The sequence below is a fragment of the Blastococcus sp. HT6-30 genome (assembly GCF_039729015.1).
Taxonomy (GTDB): domain Bacteria; phylum Actinomycetota; class Actinomycetes; order Mycobacteriales; family Geodermatophilaceae; genus Blastococcus.
The window spans coordinates 3,038,299-3,062,393 of sequence record NZ_CP155792.1 but is presented as its reverse complement, the minus strand read 5'-3'; the positions used below and the strand labels follow the sequence as shown (position 1 = coordinate 3,062,393).

21 protein-coding genes are annotated in these 24,095 nt (G+C 74.2%); 13 read left to right on the top strand and 8 right to left on the bottom strand.

Annotated elements, in window-relative coordinates:
* Window positions 1–207 precede the first annotated feature (207 nt).
* The 10 genes from ABC795_RS14715 (at window position 208) to ABC795_RS14670 (ending at window position 11,221) form a co-directional block, all read left to right on the top strand.
* On the top strand, window positions 208–1,797 hold the full coding sequence (locus tag ABC795_RS14715) for an ABC transporter ATP-binding protein (RefSeq protein WP_347057934.1): 1,590 nt from the start codon (window positions 208–210) through the stop codon (window positions 1,795–1,797).
* A complete protein-coding gene (locus ABC795_RS14710; protein WP_347057933.1) occupies window positions 1,794–2,981 on the top strand; it encodes an ABC transporter permease in 1,188 nt (395 codons plus the stop codon). Before ABC795_RS14715 ends, ABC795_RS14710 begins: the two co-directional genes overlap by 4 nt.
* The gene (locus ABC795_RS14705) at window positions 2,978–4,258 is read left to right on the top strand and encodes an ABC transporter permease (protein WP_347057932.1); all 1,281 of its coding nucleotides are present in this window, start codon (window positions 2,978–2,980) and stop codon (window positions 4,256–4,258) included. Before ABC795_RS14710 ends, ABC795_RS14705 begins: the two co-directional genes overlap by 4 nt.
* Complete coding sequence (locus tag ABC795_RS14700) at window positions 4,258–4,671, top strand: cytidine deaminase (protein WP_347057931.1); 414 nt, start codon at window positions 4,258–4,260, stop codon at window positions 4,669–4,671. The genes ABC795_RS14705 and ABC795_RS14700 overlap by 1 nt, the downstream gene beginning before the upstream one ends.
* A complete protein-coding gene (locus ABC795_RS14695) occupies window positions 4,671–5,954 on the top strand; it encodes a thymidine phosphorylase (RefSeq protein WP_347057930.1) in 1,284 nt (427 codons plus the stop codon). Before ABC795_RS14700 ends, ABC795_RS14695 begins: the two co-directional genes overlap by 1 nt.
* A 16-nt stretch (window positions 5,955–5,970) precedes the next feature.
* Complete coding sequence (locus tag ABC795_RS14690; RefSeq protein WP_347057929.1) at window positions 5,971–6,870, top strand: ABC transporter ATP-binding protein; 900 nt, start codon at window positions 5,971–5,973, stop codon at window positions 6,868–6,870.
* Window positions 6,867–7,688: an ABC transporter permease gene (locus ABC795_RS14685; protein ID WP_347057928.1), complete on the top strand. Its 822-nt coding sequence runs from the start codon at window positions 6,867–6,869 to the stop codon at window positions 7,686–7,688. Before ABC795_RS14690 ends, ABC795_RS14685 begins: the two co-directional genes overlap by 4 nt.
* A 22-nt stretch (window positions 7,689–7,710) precedes the next feature.
* Entirely contained in the window at window positions 7,711–8,784 is a 1,074-nt protein-coding gene (locus tag ABC795_RS14680) for an adenosine deaminase (protein WP_347057927.1), read from the top strand.
* 3 nt (window positions 8,785–8,787) lie between these two features.
* Window positions 8,788–9,474, top strand: coding sequence for an MgtC/SapB family protein (locus ABC795_RS14675; protein WP_347057926.1), 687 nt, complete (start codon window positions 8,788–8,790; stop codon window positions 9,472–9,474).
* Between the two features lie 247 nt (window positions 9,475–9,721).
* Window positions 9,722–11,221 (top strand): DEAD/DEAH box helicase, encoded by a 1,500-nt coding sequence (locus ABC795_RS14670; protein ID WP_347057925.1) that lies wholly within the window; start codon window positions 9,722–9,724, stop codon window positions 11,219–11,221.
* 78 nt (window positions 11,222–11,299) lie between these two features.
* On the opposite strand, the gene ABC795_RS14665 is transcribed toward ABC795_RS14670, so the two are convergent.
* From ABC795_RS14665 to deoC, 5 genes are all read right to left on the bottom strand, one after another.
* Entirely contained in the window at window positions 11,300–12,694 is a 1,395-nt protein-coding gene (locus ABC795_RS14665; protein WP_347057924.1) for a hypothetical protein, read from the bottom strand.
* 65 nt (window positions 12,695–12,759) lie between these two features.
* Entirely contained in the window at window positions 12,760–14,166 is a 1,407-nt protein-coding gene (lpdA, locus tag ABC795_RS14660) for a dihydrolipoyl dehydrogenase (RefSeq protein WP_347057923.1), read from the bottom strand.
* A 130-nt stretch (window positions 14,167–14,296) separates the two neighbouring features.
* Window positions 14,297–15,166 carry an aldehyde dehydrogenase family protein gene (locus ABC795_RS14655; protein WP_347057922.1) on the bottom strand — a complete coding sequence of 290 codons (870 nt, stop codon included), beginning with the start codon at window positions 15,164–15,166 and terminating at the stop codon, window positions 14,297–14,299.
* Window positions 15,163–16,608 (bottom strand): aldehyde dehydrogenase family protein, encoded by a 1,446-nt coding sequence (locus ABC795_RS14650; protein ID WP_347057921.1) that lies wholly within the window; start codon window positions 16,606–16,608, stop codon window positions 15,163–15,165. The genes ABC795_RS14655 and ABC795_RS14650 overlap by 4 nt, the downstream gene beginning before the upstream one ends.
* A gap of 5 nt (window positions 16,609–16,613) precedes the next feature.
* Entirely contained in the window at window positions 16,614–17,609 is a 996-nt protein-coding gene (gene deoC / locus ABC795_RS14645; protein ID WP_347057920.1) for a deoxyribose-phosphate aldolase, read from the bottom strand.
* A gap of 277 nt (window positions 17,610–17,886) precedes the next feature.
* On the opposite strand from deoC, the gene ABC795_RS14640 reads away from it, so the two are divergent.
* The 3 genes from ABC795_RS14640 (at window position 17,887) to ABC795_RS14630 (ending at window position 20,721) form a co-directional block, all read left to right on the top strand.
* The gene (locus ABC795_RS14640) at window positions 17,887–19,143 is read left to right on the top strand and encodes a DUF222 domain-containing protein (RefSeq protein WP_347057919.1); all 1,257 of its coding nucleotides are present in this window, start codon (window positions 17,887–17,889) and stop codon (window positions 19,141–19,143) included.
* Window positions 19,144–19,207: 64 nt separating this feature from the next.
* The gene (gene upp, locus ABC795_RS14635) at window positions 19,208–19,831 is read left to right on the top strand and encodes a uracil phosphoribosyltransferase (protein WP_347057918.1); all 624 of its coding nucleotides are present in this window, start codon (window positions 19,208–19,210) and stop codon (window positions 19,829–19,831) included.
* Between the two features lie 2 nt (window positions 19,832–19,833).
* A complete protein-coding gene (locus ABC795_RS14630; protein ID WP_347057917.1) occupies window positions 19,834–20,721 on the top strand; it encodes a Gfo/Idh/MocA family oxidoreductase in 888 nt (295 codons plus the stop codon).
* Window positions 20,722–20,824: 103 nt separating this feature from the next.
* On the opposite strand, the gene ABC795_RS14625 is transcribed toward ABC795_RS14630, so the two are convergent.
* Genes ABC795_RS14625 through ABC795_RS14615 form a run of 3 tightly spaced genes read right to left on the bottom strand, consistent with a single transcriptional unit; the run spans window position 20,825 to window position 24,089 of the window.
* On the bottom strand, window positions 20,825–22,456 hold the full coding sequence (locus ABC795_RS14625; RefSeq protein ID WP_347057916.1) for a phospho-sugar mutase: 1,632 nt from the start codon (window positions 22,454–22,456) through the stop codon (window positions 20,825–20,827).
* Complete coding sequence (locus ABC795_RS14620) at window positions 22,453–23,283, bottom strand: NAD(P)-dependent oxidoreductase (RefSeq protein WP_347057915.1); 831 nt, start codon at window positions 23,281–23,283, stop codon at window positions 22,453–22,455. Before ABC795_RS14620 ends, ABC795_RS14625 begins: the two co-directional genes overlap by 4 nt.
* The gene (locus ABC795_RS14615) at window positions 23,280–24,089 is read right to left on the bottom strand and encodes a purine-nucleoside phosphorylase (protein ID WP_347057914.1); all 810 of its coding nucleotides are present in this window, start codon (window positions 24,087–24,089) and stop codon (window positions 23,280–23,282) included. The genes ABC795_RS14620 and ABC795_RS14615 overlap by 4 nt, the downstream gene beginning before the upstream one ends.
* Window positions 24,090–24,095 lie beyond the last annotated feature (6 nt).

Genomic DNA, 24,095 nt, shown 5'->3' with positions numbered 1-24,095 from the left:
GGGCGCACGCGCCCGGGCCCGCCGTCGTGGTCCGGGGCGGGGTCCGGTGGCGCGGGAAGGTGCGGGATCATGCCCATGCCGGTCGGGGTGGGCGATCCCACCGCCCTCGGTAGGACCCCGGTGCGGACGGAGGGATCCCGTCCCCGCCGGTGCAGACGAGTGGACGTGCGTCGCGTACCCGCGGCCGCACCGCGAGAGAGAGGCCCCATGGCCGCAGCAGGAGCGGCCGGCGGAACCCCGCCGGCCGGCGACGGACCGGGCTCCGGCGCCCCCTACGCCGTGGAGCTGCGCGGGATCACCAAGCGCTTCCCCGGCGTGGTCGCCAACCGTGACATCGAGCTGCGGGTCCGCCGCGGTGAGGTGCACGCCATCGTGGGCGAGAACGGCGCCGGCAAGTCGACGCTGATGAAGACGCTGTACGGGATGCACCGGCCCGACGAGGGCACGATCCTGCTCGACGGCCGCGAGGCCTCGCTGCGCAGCCCGGCCGACGCCATCGCCGCGGGCATCGGCATGGTGCACCAGCACTTCATGCTGGCCGACAACTTCACCGTCCTCGAGAACGTCGTCCTGGGCAGCGAGCCGACGAAGGGCGGCCGGCTGGACCGGGCCGAGGCGCGCCGCCGCATCCGCGACATCTCCGACCGGTACGCCCTCGACCTCGAGCCCGACGTGCTCGTCGAGGAGCTCGGGGTGGGCGACCGGCAGCGGGTCGAGATCGCGAAGGTCCTGTACCGCGGCGCGACGACCCTCATCCTCGACGAGCCCACCGCCGTCCTGGTGCCGCAGGAGGTCGACGAGCTCTTCGGCAACCTCGGCGAGCTCAAGCGCGAGGGCCTCACCGTCATCTTCATCTCGCACAAGCTCGACGAGGTGCGCAAGGTGGCCGACTCGATCACCGTCATCCGACGGGGCACCACGGTCGGCACCGCCGACCCGAGGACCACCACCGCCCACCAGCTCGCCGAGCTCATGGTCGGCTCGGAGCTGCCCTCGCCGGGCGCCCGGGCGTCCACGGTGCGCGAGACCCCCGTCCTCCAGTTGCGCGGCGTCACCGTCACCACGCCGGGAGCCCGTCGGCCGGCCGTCGACGACGTCGCGCTCACCGTCCACGAGGGCGAGGTCGTCGGCATCGCCGGCGTCGAGGGGAACGGCCAGGCAGAACTCGTCGACGCGATCATGGGCCTGCGGTCGCCGGCCGGAGGCGCGGTCGTCCTCGCCGGCCAGGACGTCACGGGCTGGAGCACCCGGGCCCGCCGCGAGGCCGGGGTGGGCTTCATCCCCGAGGACCGGCACCGCCAGGGCATGCTGCTCGACGCCCCGCTGTGGGAGAACCGGATCCTCGGCCACCAGACCCGTCCGCCGGCGGTCAAGGGACCCTTCATCGACCGCAAGGCCGCCCGCTCGGACACCCAGCGGATCATGCGCGACTACGACGTCCGGGCGCCGGGGCCGGACACGCTGGCCGTCGCCCTCTCCGGCGGCAACCAGCAGAAGCTGATCATCGGGCGGGAGATGAGCTCCGCTCCCCGGCTCCTGGTCGCCGCGCACCCCACCCGGGGTGTCGACGTCGGCGCGCAGTCCTCGATCTGGGAGCTGCTCAAGGACGCCCGCGCGGAGGGGATGGGAATCCTGCTGATCTCCGCCGACCTGGACGAGCTGATCGGCCTGTCCGACACGCTGCACGTGATGCTGCGCGGTCGGCTGGTCGCCACGCTCGACCCGACGGCGCTCACCCCGGAGGAGCTCGGCGGTCACATGACCGGGGCCTCCGGCGGCTCGGTGGGCGCCGCGTGACCGCGATCCGCCGGCTCGGCGCGTCCCTGCTCGCGCCGGCCCTCGCCGTGGTCGTCGCGATCGTCATCACGACGCTGGTCATCCTCGCGATCGGTCAGCACCCGGGCACCGCGCTACAGGTTCTCTTCGACTTCGGCGACAGCCCGTCGCAGCAGACGCAGGCGATCGTCGTGATCCTCAACCGGGCGGTGCCGCTGTTCCTCGCGGGGCTGGCCGTCTCGGTCGCCTTCCGCATGGGCCTGTTCAACATCGGCGTCGAGGGCCAGTACCGGATGGCGACGGTCATCGCTGCGGGCGCCGGTGCGGCCGTGGTCCTCCCCGCCCCCCTGCACCTGCTGCTGATCATGGTCGTCGCCATGGCGGTCGGCGCCTTCTGGGCCGGGATCGTCGCCGTCCTCAAGGTGACCCGGGGCGTGAGCGAGGTGATCAGCTCGATCATGCTCAACTTCATCGCCCTGGGCACAGCGTCCTACCTGCTCACCGGGCCGCTGCGGGGCAGCGAGGCGGGCGCGGCGATCATCACCACCACGGATATCCCGGAGTCGGGCCGCTTCCCGGCGCTCAACGGGGTGTTCGACGTCCTCGGCCTGGCCCAGCCGCGCACCCAGCTGTACGGCTTCCTGCTCGTGGCGGTCGTCGTGGGCGTCGTCGTCTCGGTGCTGATCAGGCGCACCCGGTTCGGCTTCGACCTGCGCGCGACCGGGCTCTCGCCGTCGGCGGCCACGGCCAGCGGGATCGATGCCCGCGCCATGGTCATCAAGACGATGCTCATCTCCGGCGCGATCGCCGGCCTCATCGGCCTGCCCGACCTGCTGGGGCGGACCTACCACTTCGGCACCGAGTTCACCGCCGGCCTGGGCTTCCTCGGCATCGCGGTGGCGCTCCTCGGCCGCAACAACCCGCTGGGCATCGCGTTCGCCGCGCTGCTGTTCGCCTTCCTCGACCGGGCCGCGGTGCCGCTGCAGTTCGCCGACATCCCTGCCTCGGTCGTCACGATCATCCAGGGCACGATCGTGCTCTCGGTGGTCGTCGCCAACGAGGTCGCCCGCCAGGTCACCCGCCGGCGGGCCGGGCGGGACAGCGGCCAGGGCGACACCGGCACCGCCGCCGGCGGCACCTCCGCCGGTCCCGAGGGTCCGATCGGCACCCGCATCACCGACGACCGCCAGGGAGCCGGAGCATGAGCACCGCGACGACCGCACCCGGCACCGCTTCCGGCCGCGGTCCGCTCACCGAGCTCTTCCTCGGCGGCGGCCGGGCGCGCCGCTTCGCCTGGCTGTTCGTCGGCCTGGTGCTGCTCATGTCGCTGGTCCGCATCGTCTCCGGTCAGCAGGCGCTCACCTCGTCGTCGACCTTCGCGGCGGCGCTGCTGCTGGCGGTGCCGATCGGCCTGGCCGCGCTCGGCGGGCTGTTCGCCGAGCGGGCGGGCGTGGTCAACATCGGCCTCGAGGGCATGATGATCCTCGGCACCTGGGGCGCCGGCTGGGCCGGCTACCAGTGGGGCTGGGTCGCCGCGATCATCGGCGGCGCGGTCTTCGGCGCGTTGGGCGGGCTGCTGCACGCGGTCGCCACCGTCACCTTCGGCGTCGACCACGTCGTCTCCGGCGTCGCGATCAACATCCTCGCCGAGGGCGTCGTGCGGTTCCTGTCCGAGCTGCTCTACGCCGGCGGGGCGGAGGGCGGTGGCGTCACCCAGTCGCCGGCGCTGGCGAGCCGGCCGCCGAACTTCTCGCTCCCGGTGCTCTCCTCGGGACCGGACCTGCTGGGCGACATCGAGGGCGCCCGCATCTTCCTCGTCTCCGACGTCGCCGGCCTGCTCCGCGGACTCACCAGCGGCGTCGGGGTGCTCACCCTGATCGCCGTGCTGCTGGTGCCGGCCAGCTACCTGCTGCTGTGGCGCACCGCGTTCGGCCTCCGGCTGCGCTCGTGCGGTGAGAACCCGGCGGCGGCCGACTCCCTCGGCGTCCCGGTCCACCGGCTCAAGTACCTCGCGGTGATCATCTCCGGGGCGCTGGCCGGGCTGGGCGGCGTCGCCCTGGTGTTCGTGGCCAACATCTACCGCGAGGGGCAGACCGGCGGCCGCGGCTTCATCGGCCTGGCGGCGCTGATCTTCGGCAACTGGCGCCCCGGTGGCCTGGCGGCCGGCGCGGGCCTGTTCGGCTACGCCGACGGCCTGCAGCTGCGCAGCCGGGGCGCGGTGGTCGCGCTGCTGCTGCTCATCGCGGTCCTGCTGCTGGCCGTCGCGTTCTACCAGGCCGGCCGGCGCCGGCTCCTCCAGGCGGTGCTCGCCGTGGTGTTCGCGGCCGCCAGCCTGGTGGCCTTCCTGACCATCGAGGAGCTGCCCGAGGGCATCGTCTCGTTCACCCCGCACCTGATCACGCTGCTGGTGCTCTCCCTGGCCGCCCAGCGGCTGCGGATGCCCAAGGCGGACGGACTCGTGTACCGACGAGGAGAACACTGATGCAGCCGGACTGGAACGCGCTGCGGGCCGCGGCCCGCGAGGCGATGAGCCACGCGTACGCGCCGTACTCGAAGTTCCCGGTCGGCGTCGCCGGGCTGGTGGACGACGGCCGCGTGGTCACCGGCTGCAACGTCGAGAACGCCTCGTACGGACTGGGCCTGTGCGCCGAGTGCGGAATGGTCAGCGACCTCGCCCGCACCGGCGGCGGGCGGTTGGTCGCGGTGACCTGCGTCGGCGGGGACGGGCAGCCGCTCATGCCGTGCGGCCGCTGCCGGCAGCTGCTGTGGGAGCACGGCGGCGCGGACATGCTCATCGAGACGGTGTCGCTCGGGATCGTGCCGATGCGCGAGGTGCTGCCCGACGCGTTCGGCCCCGAGGACCTGGTCGCCGCCGCCGAGCGGGGGCAGGGCTGATGGCCTTCGACGCGATCGACGTGATCCGCGCCAAGCGGGACGGCGTCGAGCTCTCGGCCGAGCAGATCCACTGGGTGGTCGACGCCTACACGCGGGGTGCGGTGCCCGACGAGCAGATGAGCGCACTGCTCATGGCCGTGTTCTTCCGCGGCATGGCCGCTGGGGAGCTCGCCGCCTGGACCCAGGCGATGATCGACTCCGGCGAGCGCAAGGACCTCTCCGCCCTGGGCCGACCGACCGCCGACAAGCACTCCACCGGCGGCGTCGGCGACAAGATCACCCTGCCGCTGGCGCCGCTCGTGGCGGCCTGCGGCGTCGCCGTGCCGCAGCTGTCCGGCCGGGGCCTCGGGCACACCGGCGGCACGCTGGACAAGCTCGAGGCGATCCCCGGGTGGCGGGCCGACGTCCACGAGGAGGCGTACCTGGCGCAGCTGCGCGACGTGGGCGCGGTCATCTGCGCGGCCGGTCACGACCTGGCGCCGGCCGACAAGCTGCTCTACGCGCTGCGCGACGTGACGGGCACCGTCGAGTCGATCCCGCTGATCGCCAGCTCGATCATGAGCAAGAAGATCGCCGAGGGCGCGGACGCCCTGGTGCTCGACGTCAAGACCGGATCGGGCGCGTTCATGAAGGACGCCGAGGCCTCCCGCGAGCTGGCCCGGACGATGGTCGGCCTGGGCGAGGCGGCCGGCGTCCGCACCGTCGCTCTGGTGACGGCGATGGACCGGCCGCTGGGCCGGTCCGCGGGCAACGCCGTCGAGGTCGCCGAGTCGGTCGACGTGCTCGCCGGCGGCGGCCCGGCCGATGTCGTGGAGCTGACCCTCGCCCTGGCCCGCGAGATGCTCGCCGGCGCCGGGCGGGCCGACGTCGACCCCGCCGAGGCGCTGCGCGACGGCCGCGCCATGGACGTCTGGCGGCGGATGATCACCGCTCAGGGCGGCGACCCCGACGCCCCGCTGCCGCGCCCGGCCGAGACCCACGTGGTGACCGCGCCCGCCACCGGCACGCTGACTCGCCTGGACGCCTACGCGCTGGGCGTCGCCGCCTGGCGGCTGGGCGCCGGCCGGGCCCGCAAGGAGGACCCGGTGCAGGCCGCGGCCGGCGTCGTCTGGACCGCCGGGGTGGGGGAGCGGGTGACCGCGGGCCAGCCGCTGCTGGAGCTGCAGACCCACGACGCCGACCGGATCCCGCGGGCGCTGGAGGCGCTGGAGGAGGCGATCGGCGTCGACACCGCCGACGAGCCGCTCCCGCTGGCCCTCGACCGCATCACCGCAGGATCGTAGGGGAGACTGGTCTCCCGTGAACCGAACGACGGTGACGGCGGCGCCCCCGCACCAGCCGGCCTCGCCGCTGGACCCCGAGGCCGCCATCTCCATCCGTGGCCTGGTCAAGCGGTACGGGGAGCGGGCCGCCGTCGACGGTCTGGACCTCGACATCCGTCGCGGGGAGATCTTCGCGCTGCTCGGCCCCAACGGCGCCGGCAAGACGACGACGGTGGAGATCTGCGAGGGCTACCGCGGGCGCGACGGCGGTGAGGTGCGCGTGCTCGGGGTGGACCCCGCCAAGGGCGGGCGCCGCTGGAAGGCAGACCTCGGCATCGTGCTGCAGTCCGGGGCCGGGGACAGCCAGCTCTCGGTGCGCGAGCTGCTGACCGCGCAGGCGTCCTACTTTGCCGACCCCCGGGACCCCGACGAGGTGCTCGAGCTGGTCGGCCTCACCGACAAGGCCGGCGCCCGCGGCCGCACCCTGTCGGGTGGGCAGCGCCGCCGGCTCGACGTCGCGCTGGGCATCGTCGGCCGGCCCCGGCTGCTCTTCCTCGACGAGCCCACCACCGGGTTCGACCCCGAGGCGCGCCGCCAGTTCTGGGCGCTGATCCGCTCGCTGCGCGAGCTCGGCACCACCATGCTGCTGACCACCCACTACCTCGACGAGGCCGAGGAGCTGGCCGACCGGGTCGGCGTCATCGCCCACGGGCAGCTCGCCGAGGTCGCCGTTCCGACCGCCCTCGGTGGCCGCGGCAGCGCCCCCGCCGTCGTCAGCTGGACCGAGGACGGCGCCCGGCGCACTGCCGAGACCGCGACACCGACGGCGTTCGTCGCCGCGCTCGCCGCGCGCTTTCCGGGCGAGGTGCCCGACCTCGCGGTCAACCGGCCGACCCTCGAGGACGTCTACCTGAAGATGATCGGGGACCGCTCGTGACCACCGCCGCGCCGGAACGCACCGCGCTGCCGTCGGTCGGCCGGGTCTGCCGCACCCGCGCCGGGGTGGAGCTCAAGGAGTTCTTCCGCCAGCGCGAGTCGGTCGTGTTCACCCTGCTGTTCCCGGTGATCCTGCTGCTGGGCCTCGGCGCGGTGCTCGACTACGACCTCGGCTCCGGCGTCGACTTCCCGCAGTACTTCATGGCCGGGGTGATCACCGCCGGGATCGTCGGGGCGAGCCTGCAGAACATGGCGATCCACATCGCCGGCGAGCGGTCCGACGGCACCCTCAAGGCCCTGGCCGGCAGCCCGATGCCGAAGACCGCCTACTTCGTCGGCAAGGTCGCGCAGGTCGTCGCCGTCACGCTGGCGACGATCGTGGTCCTGCTGCTCGTCGGCGTCCTCGTCTTCGGCATCGACCTCCCGTCCGGGGGTGACTGGCTGACCTTCGCGTGGGTCACCGTGCTCGGCGCGGCGGCCTGCACGCTCCTGGGCATCGCCGTCTCCTCGCTCGCCCGCAACGCCCGGTCGGCGTCGGCGACGGTGACCCCGATCGCCCTGGTGCTCGAGTTCGTCTCCGGCGTCTTCATGCCCTTCGACCAGGTGCCCGGCTGGCTGCAGGACGTCGCCTCGGTCTTCCCGGTGAAGTGGCTGGCGCAGGGCCTGCGCTCGGTCTTCCTGCCGGACTCCCTGGCCGCGCGCGAGCCGGCCGGGTCCTGGGAGCTGGGCACCGTCGCTATCGTGCTCGGCCTCTGGTGCGTCGTCGGCCTGCTGCTGTGCGTCGCCACCTTCCGCTGGCAGGAGGGCGAGGGGCGCTGAGGCCGCCGGGTAACTTTTTCAGGTGTCCTCCCCGCTGAACGACGAGAACGTCCGCCGCGCGCCGAAGGTCCTGCTGCACGACCACCTGGACGGCGGGCTCCGGCCGCGGACGGTGCTGGAGCTGGCCGACCGGGCCGGGTACCGCGGGCTCCCCGCGTCGGACGCCGGCACCCTGGGCCGCTGGTTCCGGGAGGCGGCCGACTCCGGCTCGCTGGTCCAGTACCTGGAGACGTTCGCGCACACCGTCGCCGTCATGCAGACCCCCGACGCCGTGGCGCGGGTGGCCCGTGAGTGCGCGCTCGACCTCGCCGCCGACGGCGTGGTCTACGCCGAGGTGCGCATGGCGCCCGAGCTGCTGACCGCCGGGATGCCGATGGAGGCGGCCGTCGAGGCGATGCTCGACGGCTACGCGCAGGGCAGCCGGGAGGCCGGCGCAGCGGGCACCCCGATCCGGGTCGGCACGCTGCTGTGCGCCATGCGGCAGAACGACCGCTGGGAGGAGGTCGCGCGGCTCGTCGTCCGCTACCGGGACGCCGGCGTCGTCGGCTTCGACCTCGCCGGCCCGGAGGACGGCTTCCCGCCGGACCGCATCCCGGCCGCGCTCGCGCTGCTCGACCGTGCGGGCGCCCACCGCACCGTCCACGCCGGGGAGGCCGCCGGCATCGACAGCATCGTCGCCGCCCTCGACGGCGCCCGTGCCGAGCGGCTTGGCCACGGCGTGCGCATCGCCGACGAGGTGGGCGGGGACGGCACCCTGGGCCCGGTCGCGCAGCGGGTGCGCGACGAGCAGGTGACCCTGGAGGTCGCGCCGTCGTCCAACGTGCAGACCGGCGCCTACCCGTCGCTGGTCGCGCACCCGGTGGACCGGCTGCACCGGCTCGGCTTCGCCGTCACCCTCAACACCGACAACCGGCTGATGAGCGGGGTGTCGGTGAGCAGCGAGATCGCGGGAGTGGCGACGACGTTCGGCTGGACGTGGGACGACGTGCGGACGGTGACCGAGCGGGCCCTCGCCGGCGCGTTCCTGCCCGCCGAGGAGCGCGAGCGGCTGCTCGACGACGTCGTCCGGCCCGGCTACGCGGCGCTGCTGGGCTGACCGGTGTCGGAGCTCGCCGGTCCGACCGGGCAGACCTGGGCCCAGGTGGGCGACCTGGGGGTCGCGTTCGTGCTGTCGGCGCTCATCGGCTTCGAGCGGGAGCTCCGCCACAAGGCGGCGGGGCTGCGGACCCTCACCGTCGTCGGCTTCGCCGCGGCGCTGTTCATGGTCATCAGCCAGGCGCAGTTCGGTGACTCCCGGGTGGCCGCGCAGGTCGTCTCCGGGCTGGGCTTCATCGGGGGCGGGCTGATCTTCGTCCGCCGCGACGCGGTCCGCGGGCTGACGACGGCCGCGATCGTCTGGCTGACCGCCGCCGTGGGGATGGCGGCGGGGGCGGGCCTGTGGCTCCTCGCCGTCGTCGCGACGGCCGCGCACTTCGTCGTCTCCTACGGCTTCACCCCGCTCGCCCGCCGGCTGTCCGGCCGGGCCACCCGGGTGCACTCGCTGACGCTCACCTACCGGGACGGCGAGGGCGTGCTCCGCCGGGCGCTGGCCGAGTGCACGCAGCGCGGGTTCACCGTCCGCGACCTGCGCACGGCCGCCGACGACGGCGGCACCGCCGTGCGGCAGGCGACCGTGCGGCTCTCGGTGGAGGGCACCGGGCCGGTGACGGCGCTGGCGGCGTGGCTGGCCGACCTCGACGGCGTGCTGTCGGTCAGCGCCGGCGACGCCGACGAGGAGCCCTACTGACACCGCCGGCGTGGCGCCCGTCACCCTCGGTCGCGGGAACAGCGTCGCGATCTTCGCTGCTACCGTAGGCGTACCGGCACAAGGCCGGTCATCCTCCCGGACGGTTTGTCCGGGCACGAGCGCATCCGTGCAGATCACGCGTTCCACACCTGGGCGCAGACGATCGCCAAGTGAGGACGCCGGTACGTGACGGCGCTCTCCCTCTCTCACGGGACGCGCTCCGAGCAGTATCGGAGCCCCACCCCGCATGACTGTGGTCCACCCTGTCTCGTTCGAGTCGAACACGACTGGTCAGAACACCCCTGAGAACGTTGTCGAGAACACCGCCGCGGACGCCGCGGCGGAGCACACCGTCGAGGCCCCGACGGGTCCCACCTTCCACCAGCTGGGCCTGCCCCAGCCGCTGGTGACCGCGCTCGAGCGGCGCGGCATCCACCGCCCCTTCGCCATCCAGACCTCCGCCCTGCCGGACGCCCTCGCGGGGCGCGACGTGCTCGGCAAGGCCGCCACGGGGTCGGGCAAGACGCTGGCCTTCGGCCTGCCCCTGCTCGCCCGCATCGGCGCCGACGCCAAGCAGGGCCGCCGCGCCCCGCGTGGCCTGGTGCTCGTCCCGACCCGCGAGCTGGCGCAGCAGGTGCACGACGCGCTGGCCCCGCTCGGCCAGGCCATGGGCCTCCAGCTCGCCACGGTCTACGGCGGCGCGCCCATGTACCGGCAGATCCAGCAGCTGCGCCGCGGCGTCGACGTCGTCATCGCCACCCCCGGCCGGCTGCAGGACCTGATCAGCCAGGGCGAGTGCACCCTGGCCGAGGTGGTCGTGACCGTGCTGGACGAGGCCGACTTCATGGCCGACCTGGGGTTCCTCCCGGTCGTCAAGGAGCTGCTCGACCAGACCGACCGCAACGCCCAGCGGCTGCTGTTCTCGGCCACCCTGGACGGCGAGGTCGACAGCCTGGTCCGCCGCTACCTCAAGGACCCGGCCCGGCACGAGGTCAAGCGGGCCGGCGACGACGCCCCGCCGGCCGAGCACCTGGCCTTCAGCCTCGCCTTCCGCGACAAGCTGCAGGTGGCCACCGAGCTCGCCGGCCGTCCCGGCCGCACGATCATCTTCGCCCGCACCCAGCTGGGCGTGGACCGGCTCGCCGAGAACCTCAAGGCCGCCGGGATCAAGGCCGAGGCCATCCACGGCGGGCTGCCCCAGGCGGCGCGCAAGCGTGCGCTGGAGGAGTTCACCGACGCCCGCTCGCCGGTCCTCGTCGCCACCGACGTCGCCGCCCGCGGCATCCACGTCGACGACGTCTCGCTGGTCCTGCACTACGACCCGCCGACGGACGCCAAGACCTACCTGCACCGCTCGGGCCGCACCGCCCGCGCCGGGGCGGCGGGTGTCGTCGTCTCGCTGCTGCTGCCCGACCAGGTCGGTCAGGCCAAGCGCCGGTTCCGCACGGCCAAGGTCGACCCGCCCCTCGACCGGACCCGTCCGGGCGACCAGCCGATCCTGGACCTGGTCGCCTCCGGCATCCCGGTGGAGCCCAAGGAGCGCACCCAGCGCGACATGCGTCGCGGCGGCGGTGGCCCCGGCGGCCGTCCGCGCCGTGACGGCGACCGCCCCGGCGGTTCCCGCGGCGGCCCGCGCCGGTCCTACGGCGACCGCAACCGCTCCGGCGGCGGCGAGCGCTCCGGCCGACCCGGGGGTGAGCGCCGGTTCGCCGGTGAGCGCTCGGGGCGTCCCCCGCGCCAGGGCTGAGCACCCGCACCACCCACGACGACGGCGGCCCGTCCCGGATCTCTCCGGGGCGGGCCGCCGTCGTCGTCGGGGGGACCGTCAGTCGCGGAAGACCAGAGCGCCGCTGACCGAGGTGACGATCTCGTCCCAGGCCGGGCGCAGCTGCGCCGCGTCCGGGGCGGTGAGCGCGGTGTCGGGCTGCCGGTCGGCGCGGGCGACGGCCCGGCCCAGCGGCGCCGTCGGCGCGAGCAGCTCGTCGACCCGCGACAGGCCGGCGTACTCGGCGAGGTCGCGCACGCCCTCGACCGGCTGCACCAGGGCCCGGTGGGGCACCAGCCCGGCGGCGCCGTCGGCCACCTCCGCGAGGACCTCGGAGAGCTCGGTCAGGTCGTAGCGGTCCTGCTCCGCGGGCAGTGGCAGGGTGTCGGTGTCGGCGACCTCGGGCCACGAGGCGATCTCGCTGAGGTCGTGCCGCTCGTTGCCCGCGCAGAAGCGCGCCAGGTCGGCCGGGGTGTCGAACACGAAGACCTCGCCGTCGCGGCCCAGGAAGCGGGCGACGTCCTCCACGTAGCAGCGCAGGGTCACCCCGGCGCCCTCCGGGACGACGACCTCGACCGGGAGGATGCCGACGGCCTCCCAGAACTCGGCGGCGGCGGCGACCGCGGCGGGGGAGGCGGTGACCCGACTGCCGCGCGCGATGGTGCGCACGCCGCCTCCGCGCGCCACCGACGCGGCGGTCGCCCCGGTGGCTGCGGCGTCGGTGGCCCGGTCCGGAACGGCGGGGGCGTCGTCGTCCTCGTCCTCGTCGTCCTCCTCGGGGAGGGTGCGGCCGGCGTCCTGCTCGGCGGCCTCGGAGGCCGAGGGGTACTCCTCCACCGTGGCGGTGCCGCCGCCGGTCCAGTCGAGGTGGTCGGAGAGCTCCTCGACGACGTCCTCCCACAACTCGTCGAAGACGCTGCCGACGCCGATCCACGCGTCCTCGCCGGAGCGCCCGACGAACGCCTCCACCCCCAGCCCCAGGGAGCCGATCTCCGGCTTGGCGGCGAACTCGGCGACGGCCTCGAACTGGTCCTCGTCGTCGTCCTCGTCGGTGGTGTCCAGGCACTCGGCCAGGCGGCTGACCATGTCGACGGTCGCCGCCAGCTCCTCCACGGCCCACCGGTCGGGGTTCTCGGCGGCGATGTCGTACACGCCGTCGAAGTCGTACCGGTGGTCCTCGTCGGGGGTCAGGTCGGGGGCGCCCAGCCCGGCGACGACCGGCCACACCGGGTGGTCGGCCAGGTCGTGGTCGGTGCTGGTGCGGCAGAAAGCGGCGAGCTTCGCCGGCGTCGGGAAGAGGTGCACCATGGCACGCCCGCCCACCGCGTCGCCCTCGGTGGTGCCGAGGAACGCCTGCCACTCCTCGCCGTCCTCCTCCCACGGCGGAGCCCACAGGGTGTACCCCGTGCGGTCGTCGAGGGTCAGTGCGATGGGGACGATGCTGGGCCTGGCCACCCGACCATCCTGCCCTGTCGGGCGAGCGGCGCATCTCCGGGTGGCGGGGGATCCGCCCGGGCCGGTCAGAGGTTGATCATGTGGCCGGCCAGGCCGTGGATCGCCTCCTGCAGACCCTCGCTCAGCGTGGGGTGGGCGTGCACGTTGCGGGCGAGCTCGGTCGCCGTGAGGTCCCACTTCTGCGCGAGGGTGAGCTCGGGCAGCAGCTCGGTGACCTCGGGCCCGACGAGGTGGCCGCCGAGCAGCTCGCCGTGGGTCTCGTCGGCGATCAGCTTGACGAAGCCGCCGGGCTCGGCCAGGCCCTGGGCCTTGCCGTTGGCGGTGAAGGGGAACTGGGAGACCTTGATCTTCCAGCCCTTCTGGTCGGCCAGCTCGCGGGCCTGCGCCTCGGTGTAGCCGAAGCTGGCGACCTGCGGCGAGCAGAACGTGGCCCGCGGCATCATCACGTAGTCCAGCTCCATCGTCTCCGCGCCGGCGATCGTCTCGGCGGCGACGACGCCCTGGGCCTCGGCCACGTGCGCGAGCATCAGCTTGGCGGTGACGTCGCCGATCGCGTACACGTGCGGCACGTTGGTGCGCATGCGGTCGTCGATGGCGATCGCGCGGACGCGGTCGGTCAGCTCGACGCCCAGCTTCTCCAGGCCGTAGCCCTCGACGCGGGGGACGAAGCCGATGGCCTGCATGACCTTGTCCGCGTGCAGCTCGCGGGTGCCCTTGGCGTCGGAGACGGTGACCGTGACCTGGTCGCCGGAGTCGTCGATCCGCTCGACCTTGGTGGAGGTGAGCACCTCGACGCCGAGCTTCCGGTAGGCCTTGGCCAGCTCCTTGGAGACGGCGGCGTCCTCCAGCGGCAGCACCCGGTCGGCGAACTCGACGATGGTGACCTGCACGCCGTAGTTGCGCAGCACGAAGGCGAACTCGACGCCGATGGCGCCGGCTCCGGCGATGATGATGTTCTTCGGCAGCTCGCGGCTGAGGATCTGCTCCTCGTAGGTGACCACGCGCTCCGACAGCTTCGTGCCCGGCAGGAATCGGGTGTGCGCCCCGGTCGCGATGATCACGTTGTCGAAGGTGACCGTCTCCTCGCCACCGGCGTTGAGGCCGACCTGCAGGGTGTGCGGGTCGGTGAAGGTGCCCCAGCCGTCGAACTCGGTGATCTTGTTCTTCTTCATCAGGAAGTGCACGCCCTTGACGCGGCCGTCGGCGACGGTGCGGCTGCGGTCGAAGGCTGCGCCGAAGTCGAAGGAGACGTCCCCGGAGATGCCGAAGGTCTTCGCCTCGTCGCGCACCAGGTGGGCGAGCTCCGCGTTGCGCAGCAGCGCCTTCGACGGGATGCAGCCCACGTTCAGGCAGACCCCGCCCCAGTACTGCGACTCCACCACGGCCACGCTCTTGCCCAGCTGCGCGGCGCGGATCGCGGCCACGTACCCACCGGGCCCGGCTCCGAGGACGACGACGTCGAAATGCGGCACGGTCCGAGCCTAGACCGGTGCCGGATCGCGACGCCGCCCCCCGCAGCGGCTCCTCCTGGCACCCGGATGCCAGGAGGAGGACCCGTCCCCGCGCCGTCCGCAGGCTCACGGCGAGCCTCCGGACGGCGCCTCACACGCCCATCGGATGCCAGACCGTTTTGGTCTCCAGGAACGGGGTCATGCGCGACAGGCCGGGGTCGGCGGTCCAGTCGGGCTCGGTGGCCGGCGGGCGGACGACGCGCTTGAGGGTCCCGGCGGCCTCCCGCTCGAACTCCATGGCCCGCCCGGCGGGGGCGCCGGTGAGATCGATGCCGTCGACGTCGGCGTGCTCGGCCAGCCACGGGCCCAGCTCCTCGGCGTCGCCGGTGAGCAGGTTGGCCACCCCGCCGGGGACGTCGCTGGTCGCCAGCACCTCACCGAGGGTGACGGCCGGGATCGGCCGCTCCGCGGAGGTGACGACGACGGCGGTGTTCCCCGTGGCCAGGACCGGGGCCAGCACGCTGACCAGGCCCAGCAGGCTCGACTGCTGCGGGGCCAGGACGGCGACGACGCCGGAGGGCTCGGGCAGCGAGAAGTCGAAGTACGGCCCGGCGACCGGGTTGGTGCTGCCCAGGACGGCGGCGAGCTTGTCGGTCCAGCCGGCGTACCAGACCCAGCGGTCGATGGCGGCGTCGACGGCGGCCCGTGCCTTGGCCGCCGACAGGCCCTCGGCGGCGGCGACCTCCTCGCAGAACTGGACGTGCCGGCCCTCCATCACCTCGGCCACCCGGTAGAGCACCTGGCCGCGGTTGTAGGCGGTGGCGCCGGACCACGCGCGGAAGGCAGCGCGGGCGGCGGCGACGGCGTCCCGGGCGTCCTTGCGGGAGGCGCGGGCGACGTTGGCGAGGAAGTGGCCCCGGGCGTCGGTCACCTCGTAGGTGCGGCCGCTCTCCGAGCGCGGAAAGGCGCCGCCCACGTAGAGCTTGTAGGTCTTGCGCACGGCGAGACGGTCGGAGCTCACTGGTCGTTCCCCTTCACGTAGGCCGCCAGGCCGTGCCGGCCGCCCTCACGCCCGTAGCCGGACTGCTTGTAGCCGCCGAACGGCGACGTCGGGTCGAACTTGTTGAACGTGTTGGCCCACACCACCCCGGCGCGCAGCTGATCGGCGATCTTCAGGATCCGGGAGCCTTTCTCGCTCCAGATGCCGGCCGACAGCCCGTACGTGCTGTTGTTCGCCTTGGCGACGGCCTCGTCCGGGGTGCGGAAGGTGAGGACGCTCAGGACCGGGCCGAAGACCTCGTCGCGGGCGATGCGGTGCGCGGGGGAGACGTCGGTGAAGACGGTCGGCGGGAACCAGTAGCCCTTGGCCGGCAGCTCGCCGGGTGGCTGCCAGCGCTGGGCGCCCTCCGCCTCGCCGATGTCGCACAGCTCCCGGATGCGGGCCAGCTGCTGGGGCGAGTTGATCGCGCCGATGTCGGTGTTCTTGTCCAGCGGGTCGCCGACGCGCAGGGTGCCGATCCGCCGCTGGAGGCCGGCGATGACCTCGTCGTGGATCGACTCCTGCACCAGCAGCCGGGAGCCCGCGCAGCAGACGTGCCCCTGGTTGGAGAAGATGCCCTGGACGATGCCCTCGACGGCCTGGTCGATGGGGGCGTCGTCGAAGACGATGTTCGCCGCCTTGCCGCCGAGCTCGAGCGTCAGCAACTTGGCTGTGCCGGCGACGGCGCGGGCGATCGAGCGGCCCACCTCGGTGGAGCCGGTGAAGGCCACCTTGTCGACGTCGGGGTGCTCGACGACCGCCCGGCCGGTGTCGCCCGCGCCGGGAACGATGTTGACCACGCCCGGCGGGAGGTCGGCCTGGCGGCAGATCTCGGCGAACAGCAGCGCGGTGAGCGGGGTGGTCTCGGCGGGCTTGAGGACGACGGTGTTGCCGGTGGCCAGCGCGGGGGCGACCTTCCACGCCAGCATGAGCAGCGGGAAGTTCCACGGGATGACCTGACCGGCCACGCCGAGTGGGCGGGGGTTCGGCCCGAGGCCCGCGTGCTCGAGCTTGTCGGCCCAGCCCGCGTGGTAGAAGAAGTGCGCCGCGGCGAGGGGCACGTCGATGTCGCGGGACTCCCGGATGGGCTTGCCGTTGTCCAGTGACTCCAGCACGGCGAACTCGCGGGCGCGCTCCTGCAGCAGGCGGGCGATGCGGAACAGGTACTTGCCGCGGTCGGCGGGGCGCATCGGCCCCCACACGCGGGTGAAGGCCCGGCGGGCGGCGGCCACGGCGCGGTCGACGTCGGCGGCGGTGCCGGTGGCGACCTCGCTGAGCACCTCCTCGGTGGCCGGGTTCACCGTCTCGAGCGGGTCGCCGGAGCCGTCGACGAACTCCCCGTCGACGAACAGTCCGTAGGAGGGGGCGATGCTGACGATCGAGCGCGACTCGGGGGCAGGGGCATACTCGAAAACGCTGGTCATCGCTGTCAGTCCACCGTGACGTGGTCGGGGCCGGAGTAGTGGCCGGTGCGCAGCTTCTGCCGCTGGAGGAGGAGGTCGTTGAGCAGACCGGAGGCGCCGAAGCGGAACCGGTCGGGGTGCAGCCAGTCGGGGCCGACGGTCTCGTTGATCAGCACGAGATGCCTGATGGCGTCCTTCGTCGTCCGGATGCCGCCTGCGGGCTTGAAGCCGACCTGGCGGCCGGTCGCGGCGCGGAAGTCGCGGACCGCCTGCAGCATGACGAGCGAGACCGGCAGGGTGGCGGCGGGGCTGACCTTGCCGGTGGACGTCTTGATGAAGTCGCCGCCGGCGAGCATGGCGATCCAGCTGGCCCGGCGGACGTTGTCGAGGGTGACCAGCTCGCCGGTCTCGAGGATGACCTTGAGGTGCGCGTCGCCGCAGGCCTCCTTCACCGCGACGATCTCCTCGTAGACGTCGAGGTAGCGGCCGGTGAGGAAGGCGCCCCGGTCGATGACCATGTCGATCTCGTCGGCGCCGTTGGCCACCGCGTCGCGGACATCGGCGATCTTCACCGCGCGGGAGGCCCGTCCGCTCGGGAAGGCGGTGGCGACGGCGGCGACGTGGACGCCGGTGCCCTCCAGTGCATCCCGCGCGACGCCGGCGAGGTCGCCGTAGACGCAGACGGCGGCGACCCTCGGGGTGGTCGGGTCGGTCGGGTCGGGCTGCTTGGCCTTGGCGGCCAGGCTGCGCACCTTGCCGGGGGTGTCGGCGCCCTCGAGGGTCGTGAGGTCGACCATCGAGATGGCGGTGTCGATCGCCCAGGCCTTCGACGTCGTCTTGATCGACCGGGTGCCCAGGGTCGCGACGCGCGCCTCGGCGCCGACCTGGTCGACTCCCGGGAGGCCGTGGAGGAAGGCGCGGAACGCCGAGTCCGAGCGCGTGACGTCGTCGTAGGGAGGCGTCGGCGCGGACAGCGCCCGGGCGTCGTCCGACAGCGCGCCGGGATCGAGCACGTGGGTCATGCCGGCATTCTCCTCTGCGGCGGCCCGGAGCCCGACCCCGCTCACCCGCTGGGAGCACGCCGTGGTCGACGTCTCGCGACGATGCCCCGCGGACGGGCATACCGGGCGGTCGGATGTCCGCCCGAGGGACACCGTCCGGATGCGGCGCCGCGCCGCCCGCCGACGACGTCTGGCGCTCCTACGCGCTGCGGTGAAGCCGGGTCGCGGCTCTGTGGACTGGTCCTTTCACCTGGGGATTAGTCCTGCGTCGGCGACTGACCGGCGGTATTCTTCGTACATGCGTTCGACGGGTGGGTCCGATGCGGTGAGCCGGTTGGCGGCCGCGCTGGACGACCTGGCCGCCGAGGACCTGGCGGGCCGGTTCGGCCCGGAGTTGCTCGACCGGCTCGGAGGCCTGCTGACCGCGTCGAACCGGCTGGCCGCGCAGGTGGCGCGCACGGTGCGGGAGTGCGAGCTGACCCAGGCCGCCGAGCACGACGGGCTGAAGACGATGGCCTCCTGGCTGCGCGGCCACGCCGGGTTCTCGGCGGCTGCGGCGTCGCGGTTGGTGGGTTCGGGGCGGGCGCTGGCGGAGCTGCCGGCGGTCGCTGCCGCGGCGGTGGCCGGCGTTGTGACGCCGGAGGGGGTGGCCGCGGTCGCGCCGGTCGCGGCGCCGAAGCACCTGGCCGCCGCGCAGGCGCAGGGCGTCGATGTGGCCGGGGTGGCTGCGGCCTTGGCGGAGGTGGCGGCGACCCAGCCCTACGCCGAGCTGCGGCAGGTGGTGCACCACTACCTGGCCCGGCTGGACCCCGACGGACCCGAACCCGACCCGACCGAGCAGCGGTCGCTGGTGATCGTGCGGCACGCCGACGGATCGGTGTCCTTGCGCGGTGAGCTCGACGCCGTCGGCGGGGAGAAGCTGCAGGCCGCGGTCGAGTCGATCACGCAGGCCACCCGCCCCTCGGGTGACACGCGGACGCGGGCGCAGCAGTCCGCCGACGCCCTGGTGCAGCTGGCCGACAACCAGCTCGCGGCCGGGTCCCTGCCGGTGCTGCGGACGGTCAAGCCGCACGTGGTGGTGCGCGTGGACCTGACCGACCTGGTCGACCCTTCGAGGGGCCCGACCGCGGGGCGGATGGGCTTCGGGGCGACGATCTCCGCCGCCCGCGCCCGCTGGCTGGCCTGCGACGGCACCATCACCCGCATCGTGCTCGGCCCCGAAGGTCAGCCCCTGGACCTGGGCCGCAGCCACCGGGTCGTGCCACCCCATCTGCGCCGGGCGGTGGAGGCCCGCGACGGCGGCTGTGTGTTCGCCGGCTGCGACGCCCCGTCCCACTGGTGCGACGTCCACCACCTGATCCACTGGGCCGAGGGCGGCGACACCTCACTGGACAACTCAGGGCTGCTGTGCGAACGGCACCACACCAAGGTCCACCACGGATTCCGGATCGAACGGCAACCCGACGGACGATGGCGCACCTGGCGCCCCGACGGCACCGAGATCCTCATCTTTCCCCGCCTCGGCGGAGACACCTTCTGCTCCCGTGCCGGTTGACCGTCGGTGCCCTCCCGGCGGCCGTCCGGGTTGCAACGCCACTCCGGCCGATACGGTGTCGCCCGTGCAGCTGACCGTCGTCGACCACCCGTTGGCCCGTGCCCGCCTGACCCGCATGCGGGACGAGCGCACGGACAACGCCATGTTCCGGGCCGCCCTGCGCGAGCTCACGCAGATGCTCGTCTACGAGGCCACCCGTGACCTCGAGGTGGCCGAGCAGGAGATCACCACCCCGGTCACGACGACGACGGGCTACCGGCTGGCCGCGCCCCCGCTGATCGTGCCCGTGCTGCGGGCGGGGCTGGGCATGGCCGACACCGCGCACGGGATGCTGCCCGAGTCGCAGATGGGCTTCGTCGGCCTGGCCCGCAACGAGGAGACGTTCCAGCCCGAGGCATACATGGCCTCGCTGCCGGAGACGCTGGTCGGGCGGGACGTCTTCGTCCTCGACCCGATGCTGGCCACCGGCGGGTCGCTGGTGCACTGCTGCGAGCTGCTCGTCGCCCGCGGGACGACGTCGATCACCGTGCTCTGCGCGCTCGCGGCGCCGGACGGCATCCGCCGCCTGGAGGGGAGCGGCCTGCCGCTGCGGGTCTTCACCGCCAGCATCGACGAGGGGCTCGACGAGAAGGCCTACATCGTCCCGGGGCTCGGCGACGCCGGCGACCGCCAGTTCGGCTCGGTCTGACCATGCGCTTCGGGGTGCTGGGCACCGGCCACTGGGCCCGCGCCGTCCACGCGACCGCGCTCGCCGAGCACCCGTCCGCCGAGCTGGTGGGCGTGTGGGGCCGCGACCTCGCCAAGGCCAAGGCGCTGGGCGCGGAGTTCGAGGTCCCCGGCTACCACGACGTGGACGCGCTGCTGGCCCGCGTCGACGCCGTGGCGATCGCCCTCCCGCCGGACGTCCAGGCGCCGCTCGCGGTGCGCGCCGCCGAGGCGGGCAAGCACCTGCTGCTCGAGAAGCCGATCGCGCTGGACGTGGCCGGCGCCGACCGCGTGGTCGAGGCCGTGCGCGGTTCCGGCGTCGCCTCGGTCGTGTTCTTCACCTTCCGCTTCCAGGCGGCCACGTCCACCTGGTTGACCCAGGCCGCCCGCACCCGCCTGGCCGGTGGCTCCGGCTCGTGGCTCTCCTCGCTGGCCGGCAGCCCCTTCGCGGCGTCGCCCTGGCGGCAGGAGCACGGGGCGCTGTGGGACATCGGCCCGCACGCGCTGTCGCTGCTCGTGCCCGCGCTCGGGCCGGTCGTCGCCGTCCAGGCTGGTGCCGGCCTGCGGGACACCGTGCACCTGGTGCTCACCCACGATTCGGGGGCGGCCTCGACGGTGACGCTGTCGCACACCGTCGCACCCATGTCGACCGGCACCGAGTTCTACGTGCACGGCGACGCCGGCCGGCTGGTGGTCCTCCCGGACGTCGACGCCCCGGTGGACGCCTTCCAGGTGGCGGTGGGCGAACTGGGCGCGGCGGCGGTCGCCGGTGGCACCCACCCCTGCGACGTCGGTTTCGGCCGGGACGTCGTCGCCGTCCTGGCGACGGCGGCCCGTGCACTGGACTCGGGTTGCCGCGAGCCCGTGGGGTGATGACCGTCCCGGCGACGCGGCGGCGGACCGGGCCGATGGACCGGCACCACCCGACCGGCCGGATGCGACGGCGGGACAGGTCTGCGGAGGCGCCGCGAGCGCCCTAGAGCCCCAGGGCCGCCGACATCTCCGTGCGCAGCTGGTCCAGCTCGTCGGCCCCGCGCCCGCGGGCCGCGATCAGGCCGGCGTCGTCGTGCACCGGGACGACCGTCTCCAGGTAGGCCTTGAGCTTCGGCTCGGTGCCGCTGGGCCGGACGATCACCCGCACGCCCTCACCGAGCAGCCGGACGGCGTCCACCGGCGGCGAGCCCTCGGCGAGGTCGGCGAACTCCACCGGCCGCCCCAGCAGCGCGGCGGGCGGCGCCGAGCGCAACCGGGCCATCGCGTCGGAGATGACCGAGACGTCCTCGACCCGCACCGACAGCTGCCCGGTGACGAACAACCCGTGCTCGTCGGCGAGCTCGTCCAGCCGGTCCAGCAGGGTGCGTCCGGCGGCCTTGAGCTCCGCCGCCAGCAGGGCCACGGCCAGGGCGGCGGAGATGCCGTCCTTGTCGCGGACGACCGACGGCGCCACCGAGTAGCCCAGCGCCTCCTCGTAGCCGTACACCAGCGGGGCCGCAGCGGAGCCGGCCCGCATGATCCACTTGAACCCGGTCGGGGTCTCCTCCGACGGCGCGCCGTGCGCCTCGGCGATCGCGTGCATCAGCGAGCCGCTGACCAGGGACGACGCGTACGTCCCCCGCACGCCGCGGCGCAGCAGCCAGTCGGCCAGCAGCGCCCCGACCTCGTCGCCGGTGAGCTGCCGGCCGCCGCACACCACCGAGCAGCGGTCGGCGTCGGGGTCCTGCGCGATCGCGACGTCGGCGCCCACCCGCTCGGCCAGGGCCAGCAGCAGGTCGACCGCGCCGGGCTCCTCCGGGTTCGGGAAGGAGACGGTCGGGAACGCCGGATCGGGCGCGTCCTGCTCGGGCACGCCGGCCGGCTCCGCGAAGCCGGCGGCGGCGAAGGCCAGCCGGGTCGTCGACGCGCCCACCCCGTGCATGGCGGTGTAGGCGACGGTCAGCGCGGCCCGGTCGGCGGCCGGCACCCGCTCGGGGTCCAGCGCCCGCACCACCGCGGTCACGTACTCGGTGAGGATGTCGTCGCCGAGGATCCCGTGGCCGCCGGTGAGCGCGATCCCCCGCGCCGGGCCGACGGCGGCGATGGCCTCCTCGATCGCGCGGTCGACCGGTGGCACCAGCTGGGCGCCCTGCTCCAGGTAGAGCTTGTAGCCGTTGTCGTCCGGCGGGTTGTGGCTGGCGGTGACCATCACCCCGGCCACCGCGCCGAGGTGCCGGACGGCGAACGCCAGCACCGGGGTGGGCAGCGGTCGCGGCAGCACCTGCACCTCGAAGCCCAGGCCCGAGAACACCTGCGCCGAGAGGCGGGCGAACTCGTCGGACCTCCGCCGGGCGTCGAAGCCGATGACGACGGTTCCGCCGCCGTGCCCGGTGTCCAGCAGGTGCCGGCCCACCCCGGCCGCGGCACGGAGCACCACGGCCGCGTTCATCCCGGCCGGTCCGGCCCGGAGCGGTCCGCGCAGCCCCGCCGTTCCGAAGGTCAGCGGACCGGCGAAGCGGCGGGCCAGCTCGGTGGTGTCGCCGGCGTCGACCAGGGCGAGGATCTCCGCGCGGTCGCCCTCGTGCGGATCGGCGTCGGCCCAGGCCCGGGCGGTGGCGAGCAGGTCGTCGGTCATGCCGGGAAGTTCTCCGCGTCGAACGCCGGCGTCGTGTACTCGCCGCCCACGCGGTGGTGCACCGGGTCGGACGGGTCGGGCTCGCCGCGCGACTCGACCAGCGCCGCGGCGTAGCGCTCGGCGTCGTCGGCCGACCGGTATCCGAGCGCCTCGGCGGCGGAGAGGTCCCACCAGCGGCGGGTGTTGTCGGAGACGCCCCACACCACCGAGAAGCCCGGCGACGGCGCGGAGAGCGCGGCGTCGACCAGGGAGACGGTGTCGGCGGGGGAGAGCCAGGTGGACAGCTGGCGCGTCGTCGTCGGCTCGGCGAAGGCGCTGCCGATGCGCAGGCAGACGACGTCGAGGCCGTAGCGGTCGGCGTAGAGCGAGCCCAGCGCCTCCATCGCCACCTTCGAGACGCCGTAGTAGGTGTCCGGTCGCGGCGGCGCGTCCACCTCGCGCAGCAGCCCGTCCGACGGTCGCTCGGTGTAGCCGGTGGCGTGGTTGCTGCTGGCCAGGACCACGCGGGGGACGCCGGCCTGCCGGGCTGCCTCCAGCGCGACGTACGTGCCGCCGATGTTGGCGTGCGAGATCGCCGCCCACGTCGACTCGCCGGCGATGCCGGCCAGGTGGACGACCGCCGAGGCGCCCCGGGCCGCCTCGGTCGTCGCCGCGAGGTCGGTGACGTCGGCGACCAGGTGCTCCTCACCCGGTCGCGGCTCCGGCACGGCCACGACGTCGAGCGAGCGCAGGGCCCAGCCGCGCTCGGGCAGCCCGGCGCGCAGCACGGTGCCGATCCGGCCGGCGGCGCCGGTGACCAGCACGGGACCCAAGGCCGCGCCGCTCACGGGAGCTGCCCGATCAGCTCGACCAGGAACGTGCCCAGCCGACCCGCCGCAGCCTTGCCCGCCGCGAGGACCTCCTGGTGGTCCAGCGCCTCGCCGGTGATGCCGGCCGCGGCGTTGGTGACCATCGAGAGGCCGAACACCTCCACGCCGGCCGCGCGGGCCGCGATGGCCTCCAGCGCGGTGGACATGCCGACCAGGTCCGCGCCGAGCGTGCGCAGCATGCGGATCTCGGCCGGCGTCTCGAAGTGCGGGCCGGGGAGCTGGGCGTACACGCCCTCGACCAGCGAGGGGTCCAGCTGCCGGGCCAGCTCCCGCAGGCGGGCGGAGTAGAGGTCGGTGAGGTCGACGAAGTCCGCGCCCACCAGGGGCGAGCGGGCGGTGAGGTTGAGGTGGTCGGAGATCACGACCGCCTGGCCCACCCGGTGGTCGGGCGCCAGCCCGCCGGCCGCGTTGGTCAGCAGCACCGTCCGCACGCCCGCGGCCGCCGCCGTGCGCACGCCGTGGACGACCGGCTCGACCCCGCGGCCCTCGTAGTAGTGGGTGCGGCCCAGGAAGACCAGCACCTTGCGGTCCCCGACCCGCACCGAGCGGATTTCGCCGCCGTGCCCGACCACGGTCGGGGCCGTGAAGCCGGGGAGGTCGCCGATCGACACGGAGCCCGCGGCCTCGCCGAACGCATCGGCCGCGGGGGCCCAGCCCGAGCCCATGACGACGGCGGCGTCGTGCTCGCCGCCGAGCGCGGTGGTCAGGGCCTCGGCCGCCTGGGTGGCCAGGGCGGTGGGGTCGGTTCCGGGGAGCTCGCTCACGCAGGG

Bases quoted from the DNA above. Each gene is read 5' to 3' on its own strand.
- ABC795_RS14640 (WP_347057919.1), top strand. From the start codon at position 17,887: ATGCGTTCGACGGGTGGGTCCGATGCGGTGAGCCGGTTGGCGGCCGCG.
- ABC795_RS14705 (WP_347057932.1), top strand. From the start codon at position 2,978: ATGAGCACCGCGACGACCGCACCCGGCACCGCTTCCGGCCGCGGTCCG.
- ABC795_RS14625 (WP_347057916.1), bottom strand. From the start codon at position 22,456: ATGACCGACGACCTGCTCGCCACCGCCCGGGCCTGGGCCGACGCCGAT.
- ABC795_RS14650 (WP_347057921.1), bottom strand. From the start codon at position 16,608: ATGACCAGCGTTTTCGAGTATGCCCCTGCCCCCGAGTCGCGCTCGATC.
- ABC795_RS14700 (WP_347057931.1), top strand. From the start codon at position 4,258: ATGCAGCCGGACTGGAACGCGCTGCGGGCCGCGGCCCGCGAGGCGATG.
- deoC (WP_347057920.1), bottom strand. From the start codon at position 17,609: ATGACCCACGTGCTCGATCCCGGCGCGCTGTCGGACGACGCCCGGGCG.
- ABC795_RS14695 (WP_347057930.1), top strand. From the start codon at position 4,671: ATGGCCTTCGACGCGATCGACGTGATCCGCGCCAAGCGGGACGGCGTC.
- ABC795_RS14630 (WP_347057917.1), top strand. From the start codon at position 19,834: ATGCGCTTCGGGGTGCTGGGCACCGGCCACTGGGCCCGCGCCGTCCAC.
- ABC795_RS14715 (WP_347057934.1), top strand. From the start codon at position 208: ATGGCCGCAGCAGGAGCGGCCGGCGGAACCCCGCCGGCCGGCGACGGA.
- ABC795_RS14670 (WP_347057925.1), top strand. From the start codon at position 9,722: ATGACTGTGGTCCACCCTGTCTCGTTCGAGTCGAACACGACTGGTCAG.